Annotated in this window: 11 protein-coding genes; 3 read left to right on the top strand and 8 right to left on the bottom strand. The window is 33.4% G+C overall.

Going from position 1 to position 13,469, the window contains the following annotated elements; genetic code table 11:
• Nucleotides 1-2: 2 nt before the first annotated feature.
• The 8 genes from ACE01P_RS09280 to ACE01P_RS09245 form a co-directional block, all read right to left on the bottom strand.
• On the bottom strand, nucleotides 3-944 hold the full coding sequence (locus tag ACE01P_RS09280) for a tryptophan 2,3-dioxygenase family protein (RefSeq protein WP_379696592.1): 942 nt from the start codon (nucleotides 942-944) through the stop codon (nucleotides 3-5).
• Nucleotides 944-1,714, bottom strand: coding sequence for a DUF3108 domain-containing protein (locus ACE01P_RS09275; protein WP_379696590.1), 771 nt, complete (start codon nucleotides 1,712-1,714; stop codon nucleotides 944-946). Before ACE01P_RS09275 ends, ACE01P_RS09280 begins: the two co-directional genes overlap by 1 nt.
• Nucleotides 1,715-2,012: 298 nt before the next feature.
• Complete coding sequence (gene hppD, locus ACE01P_RS09270) at nucleotides 2,013-3,173, bottom strand: 4-hydroxyphenylpyruvate dioxygenase (protein ID WP_379696587.1); 1,161 nt, start codon at nucleotides 3,171-3,173, stop codon at nucleotides 2,013-2,015.
• A gap of 83 nt (nucleotides 3,174-3,256) precedes the next feature.
• A complete protein-coding gene (locus ACE01P_RS09265) occupies nucleotides 3,257-3,616 on the bottom strand; it encodes a four helix bundle protein (RefSeq protein ID WP_379696585.1) in 360 nt (119 codons plus the stop codon).
• 126 nt (nucleotides 3,617-3,742) lie between these two features.
• Nucleotides 3,743-4,900, bottom strand: coding sequence for a homogentisate 1,2-dioxygenase (locus ACE01P_RS09260; RefSeq protein ID WP_379696582.1), 1,158 nt, complete (start codon nucleotides 4,898-4,900; stop codon nucleotides 3,743-3,745).
• 291 nt (nucleotides 4,901-5,191) lie between these two features.
• Entirely contained in the window at nucleotides 5,192-7,486 is a 2,295-nt protein-coding gene (locus tag ACE01P_RS09255; RefSeq protein WP_379696579.1) for a patatin-like phospholipase family protein, read from the bottom strand.
• Nucleotides 7,487-7,494: 8 nt separating this feature from the next.
• Nucleotides 7,495-9,285, bottom strand: coding sequence for an excinuclease ABC subunit UvrC (gene uvrC / locus ACE01P_RS09250; protein ID WP_379696576.1), 1,791 nt, complete (start codon nucleotides 9,283-9,285; stop codon nucleotides 7,495-7,497).
• A gap of 107 nt (nucleotides 9,286-9,392) precedes the next feature.
• Nucleotides 9,393-9,920, bottom strand: a complete 528-nt coding sequence (locus tag ACE01P_RS09245; protein WP_379696573.1) for a hypothetical protein — start codon at nucleotides 9,918-9,920, stop codon at nucleotides 9,393-9,395.
• Nucleotides 9,921-10,024: 104 nt separating this feature from the next.
• Here ACE01P_RS09245 and ACE01P_RS09240 point away from each other — a divergent pair, with 104 nt between their 5' ends.
• The 3 genes from ACE01P_RS09240 (at nucleotide 10,025) to ACE01P_RS09230 (ending at nucleotide 13,385) form a co-directional block, all read left to right on the top strand.
• Nucleotides 10,025-11,002, top strand: coding sequence for a succinylglutamate desuccinylase/aspartoacylase family protein (locus ACE01P_RS09240; RefSeq protein ID WP_379696571.1), 978 nt, complete (start codon nucleotides 10,025-10,027; stop codon nucleotides 11,000-11,002).
• Nucleotides 10,989-11,561: a 5-formyltetrahydrofolate cyclo-ligase gene (locus ACE01P_RS09235; protein WP_379696568.1), complete on the top strand. Its 573-nt coding sequence runs from the start codon at nucleotides 10,989-10,991 to the stop codon at nucleotides 11,559-11,561. The genes ACE01P_RS09240 and ACE01P_RS09235 overlap by 14 nt, the downstream gene beginning before the upstream one ends.
• 276 nt (nucleotides 11,562-11,837) lie before the next feature.
• Nucleotides 11,838-13,385 carry a von Willebrand factor type A domain-containing protein gene (locus tag ACE01P_RS09230; protein WP_379696565.1) on the top strand — a complete coding sequence of 516 codons (1,548 nt, stop codon included), beginning with the start codon at nucleotides 11,838-11,840 and terminating at the stop codon, nucleotides 13,383-13,385.
• The last annotated feature ends 84 nt before the right edge of the window (nucleotides 13,386-13,469 follow it).

Here is a 13,469-nt window from a genome sequence, read left to right as displayed (position 1 = left end):
AATTAAACTTCGTTTTCATTTCCCCAATTGGACAATTCTTCTTCGGTCCACAATTTAGGAAAAAAGATGCGTCTTTGGTATTTTGGGTGCATATATTTTTGCCAATCACTTCCGCCGGTAGCTTCTCCATTACCTTTTCCGCTTTCCAAAATATATTTTCTAGCAGTATTAAGGTGCTGCATTACCCAAGTAATGTTTACCGTTTTGTCGTAATGACGCATGGCATCGATCAATGTTTCATTTTGTTGATCTTCAATAGGTAACTGGATGAATTTTTGCCAAAGGTTTTTTGTTTTGAATGATGACATTTGTCTTAAAAACTGCTCTTTGTATTTTTTTTCAAACTCATCAAGCAAATATGATTTTTTGCCAGTTTGATAATCTTTTCCAGCAGCTTGCCAATAAAGATGTTCAAAGCTAGTTTCTAAATCGGTGTTTTCGTCAAAGTTTGCTTTGTATCTGCGGTCTGTTAAATTGATAACATCAGTCGAAGCAAATTCAATCATTCTATATTGTGCGCTCTGAAAACCACTTGCAGGAGTAAGTGTATTTCTAAATTTCATGTATTGATCTACTTCCATACCATTTTCCATAATGCTGAAAGAGTTGGTAAGCATGTCAAAATATCTTGTGATTCTTGATAATCTTTCGCTGAAAAAGCCAACTTGAATATTTTCTGTTTCGGCAATTTGATCAATTTCCCACAGAATCATTTTGAAGATTAATTCGTTTACTTGATGGTACATGATAAAAACCATTTCATCGGGAAGTGTAGTACGCTGAATTTGCAGATTCAAAAGTGCGTCAGTTTGAATATAATCCCAATAAGTGATGGGTTTAGCCCAAAGCAATCCTTCTAATTGAACATCAGTTTTTTGATTTATGCCTTGAAATTTAAGATCAAGTTCTTTTAAAATTGCTTCAGAATTATCTGTAGGGTTCATTATTTTTTTACTTTAAGTGGACTTTGCAATCCTTTATATTCGTCGAGATCAGCTTTAAGAGATCCTACAGCTAAATCTGCTTTTATTCTAATGGGAACTTTGTTTGCATCATCTGTTATCCAGAGTGTTAAGCTCTCTTTTTCTTTAAATACTCTACCTGTCTGTACTAGTGGTTTAAAAACCATCGTAGAAACGGTTCCAAATTTAGTCGTAATATCTTGACGACCTACATATTTTAACTTAAATTTTGTGATTTCATCATCAAAAAACATATCGATTGAAATGGCTTCACCAGATTTTAGTTTGTCGATGTTTGGATGGTTTCTCAAAAAGTAAAACGCAGACACAATATCTTGTACTTCTTCTGATACAACAATTGTTTTTTCTGATTTGCGTTTGTAGTCTTTTACTAAAACTCTATTTTCATTTTGATTGAAAAAACCTTCTTGATTTTTGGTGTAACCGCCTTCGTCAATTTTTCTAACATAGCGATATGGTTTTCCTGTTTCTTTATCAAAATAGCTTTCGTATAAATCTTCTACTTTGAAGAAAAATTTGGACATTCCAGTAGTGTAACCTTTTCCGACAGAGTGAAATACCTTTTTGTTATTTATTGTGGCATCTTTAACTTCAAGAGTTGCATAGCCAGCATTGACAATTCCGTAATGTATTCTAAATTTAAAATATTCTCCAGTATCGAAAGCATCTTCTTTCTGAGGCGCGAATGAAAGGATTGTTAGTGCAAATATAGCGAGGATGATCTTTTTCATAGTACATTCTTTACATTTCATTATAAAGATAGACAAATGCAAATTCTATTCCAAATGTGCGAAAACAAAAAAACTCAGTCAAGGATGACTGAGTTTTTATGCTATTAACTAACCAAAAAACTATAAATTATGAAATTTATATCAATTCGGAAGGAAACCACCCCTTCCTGATTTGCGAGTGCAAAGATAGATAGAAAGTTCAAAAATCAAATAGCAAAAGTCAAGTTTAACATAACATTTGCAAAAAAAGCATCGTTTTTTGGCGAATTCTGCGGTTTTCTATATAAAAATTAACATTTTACAGCGTTCCTCTCAATTCTTGCTCTCTTTCGATAGATTCAAAAAGTGCTTTAAAGTTACCTGCGCCAAACCCTTTTGCACCCATTCTTTGAATAATTTCGAAGAAAAGTGTCGGTCTGTCTTGAACAGGCTTGGTAAATATTTGCAATAAATAACCATCTTCATCAGCATCGACCATGATCGCTAATTTTTCGATTTCATTCAAATCTTCTTTCATCATATCCATGTGGACTCCTAATCTTTCAGGAATTGCTTGGTAATAAGTATGAGGAGGAGCTGATAAAAATTCAACGCCGCGTGCTCTTAGTTGCGATACTGTTTTAATAATATCATCTGTTGCAATAGCAATGTGTTGAATTCCAGGTCCGCCATAGAAATCTAAATATTCTTCGATTTGAGATTTTTTCTTTCCTTCCGCTGGTTCGTTAATTGGAAATTTAATTCTTCCATTTCCGTTTGACATTACTTTACTCATCAATGCAGAATATTCTGTAGTAATTTGTTTGTCATCAAAAGAAAGGAAATTTACAAATCCCATAACGTCTTCGTAGAATTTTACCCAAGTGTTCATTTCGTTCCAACCCACATTTCCAACCATGTGATCAATATATTTTAATCCAGTTGATTCTGGGTTGAAGTCAGATTTCCATTCTTTGTAACCAGGTAAGAAAACACCAGTGTAATTTTTTCTTTCTACGAAAATATGAACGGTTTCTCCGTAAGTGTAAATTCCAGAACGAACTACTTGACCAAATTCATCTTCTTCAACTGTTGGCTCCATAAAAGAACGCGCACCACGTTTGATGGTTTCTTCGTAAGATTTTGTTGCATCTTCAACCCAAAGAGCAGCTACTTTTACACCATCTCCATGTTTTTTCAAATGTTCGTTGATTGGTGAATCTGCTGTTAAGGGCGTTGTCAAAACAATTCTGATTTTGTCTTGCTTCAAAACATAAGAGGCTCTATCTCTTACCCCAGTTTCTAATCCGGCGTAAGCCAATGACTGATATCCGAATGCAGATTTATAATAATGAGCTGCTTGTTTAGCATTTCCTACATAAAATTCTACATAATCTGTTCCTAATAATGGAAGGAAATCTTGCGCTCCTTCAAATATTTTCTCTAATCCGTATTCTACTGATTTTACTTCTTTGCTCATAATTAGATAATTTGATAATGAGAAAATGAGATAATTTTTGAAATGCAGTAATTAATTTTTTAATTGGCACATTTTCTAATTTTCTAATTCCTCCTAGATGTTGATATTATTTTATTTAAAATTTTTAAAATCTCTGAAAGATCATTTAATAAACGTTTGCAATTTGGATATTCATTATGTGCATCACACAAAAACAACCAATATTCAGTTTCGTCTGCTTCTTTGATAGCTATTTTTAATTTGTGTATAAAATCAGCTTTACTTTCTGCATTTTGAGACTCTTTTGAATTTGCTCCAATTGATGTACCGCTTTTTAATAATTGATTCGCAATAACAAACTTTTTTTGTTCTTGAAGTTCATTAGTGTAATCAATAATGTTTAAGGCAAAGTTGAACGTTTTAATTAAAAGAGCGTTGTCTTTATATTTTTCGTTAAAAGTCATTTTGGTAATTAGATAATTTGTAAATGTGTCAATGAGATAATTTTTTTGTAGGTTTAAAATTACAATAATTATTTGTGCACTTTGCTGAGAATTATCTAATTTTCTAATTGGCACATTGCCTAATTATTACTCAGTCCAAGACTTGTAGTACTGACCATCATCCAATCCCATAGCTTCTTCAGTAACCATTAATGGACGGAAAGTATCCACCATAACAGCTAATTCCTGAGTTTCTTTGTGACCAATGCTGCGTTCCATTGCTCCAGGTGCTGGCCCGTGCGGAATTCCTTTTGGGTGTAAAGTGATATGACCTTGCTCAATATTATTACGACTCATAAAATCGCCATCTACATAATATAGTACTTCGTCAGAATCTATATTGCTGTGATTGTATGGCGCCGGAATTGCTTTCGGATGATAATCGTAAAGTCTAGGGCAGAATGAACAAACGACAAAAGTTGCCGTTTCAAAAGTTTGGTGTACTGGTGGCGGTTGGTGTACACGCCCAGTTATAGGTTCGAAATTGTGAATTGAAAATCCGTATGGAAAATTGTAGCCGTCCCAGCCAACAACGTCAAATGGATGTGTGGCATAAACCACTTCATGAAGCATTCCTTCTTTTTTGATTTTAATTAAAAAATCACCTTTTTCATCGTGCGTTTCCAATTCGTTTGGCAAAATAAAATCGCGTTCGCAAAATGGAGAATGCTCTAAATGCTGACCTGATTGGTTTTTATAACGTTTTGGAGTATAAAAAGGAGAATATGATTCTACGTAAAAAAGTCTATTATCTTCTGTTTCGAAATCAATTTGATAAATAATACCGCGCGGAATAATCAAATAATCACCATATTCAAAAGGAATATTTCCTAACATGGTTCTTAATTTTCCTTTTCCTCTATGAATGAAAAGCATTTCATCGGCATCGGCATTTTTGTAGAAATAATTTCGAAGTGATTCTTTCGGCGCAGCCAAACCAATAATACAGTCTTTGTTGACTAACATTGCTTTTCGGCTGTCCAAAAAGTCGTTTTCTGGTTTTAATTCAAAACCTTTAAAAAGAAGTGATTTTATATTTTTTCCGATTGCAATTTTAGGTTCAACCGAATAAGAGTTTAAAATTTCTTTGACCTGTGTAGGTCTGTGTACGTGATAAGACAATGATGAATGTCCATGAAAACCCTCAGTTCCAAACAATTGTTCGTAGTAAAAACCTCCGTTTGGTTTTTCAAATTGGGTGTGTCGCTTTTGCGGAAAGTCTCCGAGTTTATGATATAATGGCATAGCTTTTTCAATTAGAAAATTAGAATTGTGTGAACAGATAATTCGATCATCTTTTGAATAATCTAAATTATCTCAATTCGATAGCTTACTCAGGATTTCTCTTGATGAGGAATTGAAGATACTCTAATAAACCTGTCCATTTTGTTTTCATTATAACAAATGTCGTAATTTTTTCGAAGTAAAAATAAAAATTATATTATTTATAACTAAAAAATGTTCTGATTTTTTTGATTTAATTTTTACAAAGCAAAAAAATACCCTGATTTTATTGAAGTATTCTTGATTATAATACTAAAACAAAAATCCGATGCTAAACCAAGTAAAGCTTTTTGACATTTCTGGAGACCAAGATTGCTTAATTTCTATAGGCCCAATAATAGTTTCTAAACCGTAACCAATCGCATAACCTGTATATTTTGGCATAGAAATCCAATCGACGCCAGAGAAAATATCATTTCCAAGATTCGCAAAATTAGCTGATAAGTTAATATGGTTTTTTCTAAGAATTTCGTAATCCAATGTAATTCCAGTTTTGATATAGCTATCGCCAGCAATACTTAAAAAGTCATAGCCATAAAAATAATTGAAGTTATTGATTTTACTATAACCGTAACCTCCTAAAATAAAGTCGAAAAATGGTACACTGCTATTTCCGAAAGTAAACCCTGCATCGGCATCAATCTTAAAAGTGGCTTTTCTAAATAAAGTACTTACATAAGAAGCCTCTGCTTTTGCAATTGAAAAAGGTTTAAACGTTTTGGTATAATCTGAAGATGCCATGTAAGTCTGCAGATCTGTAGAAAAATACATTCCAGAATTTGGATAATATTTTTCATCAAGCGAGTCGTATTTTAAATAAGCAAAAGCACTTAAATAACTGCTTTTGTCAATTATGTTGTCTTCGTTGGCAAGTGTTGGTGAGTTGATTTTTAGGTATTTATATTCTAAACCTCCGCCCATTAAAAATTTCTGTACAAAAATAGTTTGGAAATAAGCCTGATTACTGATGTCCATAAAATCAACATTGATCAAGTTGACATTTGGATTTTGTTTAATAACACTGCTCAAACTCGTAGTCACATTTCGATTAAACTGATTTAATCTAGAGCGGAAACCAAAACTGATGTTGAAACCGTTTTCTACATAATAATTGAAATCGTATCTGAAATTATCTCCAAGAATGATGTCTACCGAAGTAACATCATTTTTCAAAAATGTCTTTTTATGCGTCAAATTCAATAAAATACCACTTTTATAAAGTCCGTCGTAATGAAGTCCAAGCTTTAAATAAGTCTGAGTTGGGTTTTCTTTTAAAACCAAATCAAGATCGTCTTTGTCTCCATTTGGCTGAAGACAATATGAAATCGTACTAAAGTTTTGCGTAGCATTTAAGTTGTTTATTCCGGTTTTAAGGCCGTCATAAGTTATAGTGCTTCCAGGTTTGAAACGAAGTTTACCGCGAATATATTCTTTAGTGTAATTTTCTAATTTATCAGTATTTATGTTTTGAATATTAAGCGTATCTGTCGCAACTTTTAGTTTTGGCTTTTTATAAAAGTTGTTTTCATCGCTCAAAGTTTTGATTTTTTCATAAACAGCAAAAGCAGCTTCTTCTCCTTTTCTGATGATTTCTTCTCCTCTGTCAAACGAAATAACTCCAAAATCACGAATATCGGGTCTGATGTAAATATCCGTGTCTTTTATTTTGCTTTTCATTTTCTCGATAGACTGCAGATTAGTAATCTGAACCAAGATTCTAGTGGCATTTTTCAGATTTTTTCTTTTTAGCAAATCATCCTGAACATCGACACCAATAATGATATCTGCACCAAGTTTGCGAACTTCTTGAATCGGGTAATTGTTTACAACACCACCATCAACAAGGAGATTTCCATCAATTTCAACTGGGGTAAATAGGGAAGGGAAAGCAGCGCTCGCCATCATGGCTTGAACAAGATTTCCTTTATTCAATAAAACTTCTTCGCCTGTTTCAATATTAGTTCCAATACATAAAAATGGAGTTGGCAATTGATTGAAATCGCGAACATGGCGCACATTTCTAGTTAAACTGCTCAATAAATTGTAATTGTACATTCCTTTTGAAAGTGCTTCTGGAATGCCGACTCTGAAATTACTAAAAGGTAAAACAATCGCATATAATTCGTCATTCTTCTTGCCGTAAAAATTCTTAGAAGAACGCGGAATATAATCGTTTATTAATTCGTCAAAATTGGTTCGTTTGAATATCGAATCGATTTGAGAAGCATTGTAACCAGAAGCATAAAGTCCGCCGATTACAGATCCCATACTGGTTCCGCCAATGTAGTCAATTTTGATTCCAGCTTCTTCCAAAACCTTCAAAACACCAATATGCGCAAAACCTTTGGCGCCTCCGCCACTTAAAACTAATCCGATTTTAGGTCTCTTAACGCTGTCTTTTTTTATTTCTTGCGAAAATGATTTTTGCGAAAATAAAAATGAAGCTAAGAAAACGAATGATAATGCGTACCAGAAAGCTCGTCTATCAGATTTAGAAAAAAAATCTTTCGACCAAATATTTGAAATGTACAGTTGTAATGGACGCATAAAAAACTTTAATTGGTTTTGTAAAAATCGACAATTTTTTTTGCTTTAGAAACACCTATAACGTCCGAAATCTCTTTTTCTGTGGCTAATTTTAATCTTTTAACACTTTTGAAATGCTGAATCAAGGCAAGCATGGTTTTTTCTCCAATTCCAGGAATGCTTTCTACAGAAGAATTAAGCGCTGATTTGCTTCGTTTATCTCTGTGAAAAGTGATTCCAAATCGGTGTGCCTCGTTTCTTAAATGCTGAATCACTTTTAACGTTTCTGATTTTTTATCCAAATATAACGGAATAGAATCTCCAGGATAAAAAAGTTCTTCAAGACGTTTTGCAATTCCGATAATGGCAACTTTTCCTCGTAATCCTAAATCGTCGATACTTTTTAGCGCTGCCGAAAGCTGTCCTTTTCCACCATCAATAATAATTAATTGCGGAAGAGGTTCGTTTTCATCCAATAATCTTTTGTAACGGCGATACACAATTTCGGTCATCGAAGCAAAATCGTTCGGACCTTCAACAGTTTTTACATTAAAATGACGGTAATCTTTTTTGCTCGGTTTTCCGTCTTTAAAAACTACGCAAGCCGCAACAGGATTGGTTCCTTGAATGTTCGAGTTATCAAAACACTCAATATGTCGAGGTTCAGAAGGAAGACGTAAATCTTTCTGCATCTGAGCCATAATTCTTTTAACGTGGCGATCAGGATCTACAATTTGCAATTGTTTCAATTGTTCGATTCTGTAAAATTTGGCATTTCGAATAGATAAATCTAAAATCTGTTTTTTGTCGCCAAGCTGCGGAACAGTAACTTTTATGTTTTCACCCAAATCCAATTCAAAAGGAACAATAATTTCTTTGGATAATAATTGAAAACGTTCACGCAATTCTACAATGGCCAATTCTAATAATTCTTCATCAGATTCGTCTAGTTTTTTCTTGATATCTAAAGTATGCGAACGAATAATTGAACCATGAGAAATCTGAAGGAAATTGACAAATGCCGCACTTTCGTCAGAAACAATAGAGAAAACGTCAATATTAGTAATCTTCGGATTGATGATTGTCGATTTTGATTGATAGTTTTCTAAAACTTCAATCTTCTCTTTTATCTTTTGCGCTTCTTCAAACTGTAAATTCTGCGCATAATTGTTCATTAATTTCTTAAAATCCTTTAAACTTTCTTTAAAATTTCCTTTCAAGATTTCGCGAATCGCATTGACTTGTCTTTGGTATTCTTCCAAAGGTTCCAAACCTTCACAAGGGCCTTTGCAATTTCCAATATGATATTCGAGGCAAACTTTAAATTTTCCTGAATTAATATTCGATTCGCTCAAATCATAATTGCAAGTTCGAAGCGGATATAATTCTTTGATCAAATCTAAAATCGTGTATACCATTTTGAAATTGGTGTACGGACCAAAATATTCTGAACCATCTTTAACCATTCTTCTAGTTAGAAATATTCTAGAAAAAGGTTCTTTTTTAATGCAAATCCACGGATATGTTTTATCATCACGAAGCAAAACATTGTATCGCGGCTGAAGTGTTTTAATTAAATTGTTTTCCAATAAAAGCGCATCGGTTTCAGTTGGAACTACGATGTGTTTTATCGTCACGATTTTTTTTACCAGAACGTTGGTTTTGGCTGTATCGTGAATTTTATTGAAATAGGATGAAACCCTTTTTTTTAAATTTTTGGCTTTTCCGACATACAAGATTTTCCCGTCTTTATCATAATATTGATAAACGCCAGGATTATCGGGTAAGGTTATAATTTGAAGTTCAAGAGGACTCTGCATAATTACAAAATTAAACTATTGAGCTTAAAGTTTAAAATTCTTTTGAGTTTCTTCTTCAAAAAAAAGAGCCCTCTACAATGTAAAAGGCTCTTTTGTAAGATATATTTTTATTTGATCGAAAAGTATTCTGTTTGCAGTAAATGTGTTCTTTCGTCAAAAGCAAAATCTACATATTTAGCATCGTCTTTTTTAATGTCTACTTTTAATCGACTTCTTCCTATTTCTTTTTTATCAGCATCGAAAGCTTTTAAAATTAAATCGCCTTTAAAATCATTTTTAGCAATTAAATAAATAGTAACTTTTTTCACTTTGTCTTCGCTAGAAGCATAAATTTTTTCGGCTTTGCAATCTTCAAAATTTACTTTAAAAGACGCTTCAGAAGTTACATTAGATTGATTGATACTTTTATTCATTCCAGAATTTATTCCTTTTATCACATCTCCAACACCTTTCGATGCACTTTCTGCTGCAGATTTTCCTTGTTCCTGAAGCGCTTTTCCAGCACCTTCAATAAGTTTAGATTTTACAGCAATTACTTCATTTCCATCATCTTCTGCTTCTTTCATTTTTTCTTCTTTGCTCATGCACGAAACCATAAGCGCCAATGCACTAAATAATATTAGAGTCTTTTTCATTCTTTGGTAAATTGGTTATTATTTTGTTATATAGGAATTTGTGTATTAAATCCAAAAGTATGAATTTAAAATATAATTTCTATATTTAGATTTTATAATTCTACATGAAAAATAGTGCCCCATTGGTTATTTTTGGCGAATCGATTTTGCCGGGAGAACACAGAACTATAAACGTCGAAATTGCCCGACTGCATACTACAACCAAGTTGAATATTCCTGTTATTGTCCGCCGTTCCAAGCATGAGGGGCCGACTGTTTTATTTTCTGCTGGAATTCATGGCGACGAAATTAACGGTGTTGAAGTCGTTCGCCAGATCATCAGTAAAAAAATAAACAGACCCGCTCGCGGTACAATAATTTGCATTCCAGTAATCAATATGTACGGTTTTGTAAATAAATCTCGAGAATTTCCAGATGGACGTGACTTAAATCGTGTTTTTCCAGGAAGTAAAAAAGGCTCTCTTGCCAGCCGATTTGCCTATCATATTGTCGAAGAAATTCTGCCAATTTTAGATTACGCAGTCGATTTTCATGCAGGAGGTGCCAGTCGATTTAATGCTCCGCAAATTAGAATTACGGAACACAATCCGGAATTGAAAGTTCTGGCCGATATTTTTAATGCGCCTTTTACACTTTACTCCAAAAATATAAATGGTTCTTTTAGAAAAACTTCTGAAAGCGCCAATGTAAAAATGTTGCTCTTTGAAGGAGGAAAATCTTTAGATATCAATAACGAAATTGCTAATCAAGGCGTTTTAGGAACAAAACGTTTGCTTCATTATTTGGGAATGTTAGATTCTAAACAAATTATGGAACCGGCATTAACACCTTCAATTTACATTAAACAATCGGTTTGGCTTCGCGCAAAATGTTCGGGTTTGCTGCATGATTTTAATTTGGTCGGAAAATTTGTAACCAAAGGAACTATTTTGGCAATTATAACAGATCCGTTTGGAAAGTTTGAACAAAAAATCAAAGCACCGCACGATGGTTATGTAATTAATGCCAACCATTCGCCAATTGTTTACGAAGGCGATGCTATTTATCATTTATCTAAAACTCCAGACAATGCCGACGAGTAAAAAAGAACTTCGAATAGAATATAAAAATTTCAGAAAAGCACTTTCTTTTGATGAAGTAGAAGAGAAGAGTCTGGTCATTGCAAATCAATTGATCCAAATGCCAATTTGGGATAAAATCTATTATCATGTTTTTCTGCCTATCGAAGAACAAAAAGAAGTCAATACCGAATATGTTCTGCATTTGCTTTCTGGAAAAGACAAAGAAATTTTAGTTTCTAAAAGTGATTTCGAAACCAGAAAAATGACGCATTTTCTTTTAACGGATAATACTAAAATCAGAAAGAACGAATATAATATTCCAGAACCAGTTGATGGAATCGAAGTTCCTTCGTCTAAAGTTGAAGTGGTTTTTGTTCCGCTTTTGGCTTTTGATATTTTTGGAAACCGAATTGGTTACGGAAAAGGTTTTTACGATAAATTCCTTGCCGAATGCAAATCCGAGACTTTAAAAATCGGACTTTCTTTTTTCGAATCTGTTCCTCAAATCGATGATGTTTTTGAATCTGATATTAAATTAGATTATTGCGTAACGCCAGAAAAAATCTATCAATTTATTTAAAATCCACAATTTTTTCCATACAGAATTGTAGAGACGCACCGCAGTGCGTCTCTACAATTTCCTGTTTTTACAAAAATCAAAAAAAATATTTCCTCGCTGAAAGCCTATAAGACAAGGGATTCCAATTTTATTTTCTCGTAAGAAAAGTATTTTTAATTTTTTTGGCACGATTTTGCATACTCGAAAAATTGCAAATAATCACCTCTAGTACATCCGGAATGCTAGTCCTTATTTGAAGCCAATAACCTATTTTATTAATTTTTAAAAATTTACTTTATGAGAAATCTTAATTTCTTTATGATGGCATTCCTTGTACTTACTGTTTTCAGCTGTAAGAAAGCTGATTACGCTACAGCAGAGTATGCAGATTCTACCGCAGTTGCGGTAACAACGACCGATTTAGAGGAAAATTATATTCCTGAAGCTAATACAGAGAGCTACGCAGAATTAGAAGAAAATCCGTTTGAATCTCCACTAAAAGAACCTCTTTCTACTTTTTCTATCGATGTTGATAATGCATCGTACACCAATATTCGCAGATTTATAAATGAAGGACAAAAAGTTCCAAAAGACGCCGTTCGTGTTGAGGAAATGATCAACTTCTTTAAATACAAATACCCACAGCCAGATGGCGAACATCCGTTTTCTATAAACACAGAATACAGTGATTGCCCTTGGAATAAAAACAGTCGATTGCTAAAGATTGGTTTGCAGGGAAAAGACGTGCCAATGGCAAATTTGCCGGCTAGTAATCTAGTTTTTTTAGTGGATGTTTCGGGTTCGATGGATGAGCAGAATAAATTGCCATTGCTGAAAGAATCGATGAAAATTCTAGTAAAAGAGCTAAGAAGCATTGACAAAGTTTCGATTGTGGTTTACGCGGGATCTGCGGGAGTGGTTTTAGAGCCAACTTCTGGCGATAATAAAGATGAAATTATAGATGCTTTTGACGATTTACACGCAGGAGGAAGCACGGCTGGAGGAGAAGGAATCGAATTGGCGTACAAACTGGCACAACAGAATTTTATCAAAGAAGGAAATAATAGAGTAGTGATAGCTACCGATGGTGATTTTAATGTTGGCGCTTCGTCTGATGATGATATGTTGAAATTGATTGAACAAAAAAGAGAATCTGGAGTTTTCTTAACGGTTCTTGGATTTGGAATGGGAAATTACAAAGACAGCAAAATGGAAATCTTGGCTGATAAAGGAAATGGAAATTATGCTTACATCGATAACATTCAAGAAGCAAATCGTTTTCTTGGAAAAGAATTTAAAGGTTCTATGTTTGCTATCGCGAAAGATGTAAAAATCCAAATTGAGTTCAATCCGAATCATGTTCAAGCGTATCGATTGATTGGTTATGAAAACCGAAAATTAAAAGCTGAAGATTTTAAAAATGACAAAATTGATGCGGGCGAATTAGGTAGCGGACATTCGGTTACGGCTCTTTATGAGATTGTTCCGACTGGAGTTGACAGTGATTATGTTCCTTCGGATTTAAAATATACTAAAACGCAGAAAGCGACTGGAAATCATAGTGATGAGTTGGCAACGGTAAAATTTAGATATAAAAAACCTGATGGCAACAATAGTATTGAAATTGTAAATGTAATTGCAGACAAAAAAACAGACTTAGAAAACAGTTCTCAAGATTTCAAATTTACAACGGCTGTTTCTTGGTTCGGATTAAAATTGCGTGAATCAAAATATATCGCAAACAGTTCAAGTTCTGATATTAAAAGATTGGCAAAATCTGGTTTGTCAAATGACGAAGAAGGTTACAGATCTGAATTTGTACGATTGATTGATGCGGTGAATTAATCATTAAATTCCAAAAAATGAAAATCCCAAATTCCAAAACGAGATTGGAATTTGGGATTTTTAAATTTAAATATTTCTAAGATT

Origin of the sequence: Flavobacterium sp. HJSW_4, from assembly GCF_042436695.1 — a bacterium.
GTDB lineage: Bacteria > Bacteroidota > Bacteroidia > Flavobacteriales > Flavobacteriaceae > Flavobacterium.
This window is presented reverse-complemented; position numbering and strand designations above follow the sequence as displayed.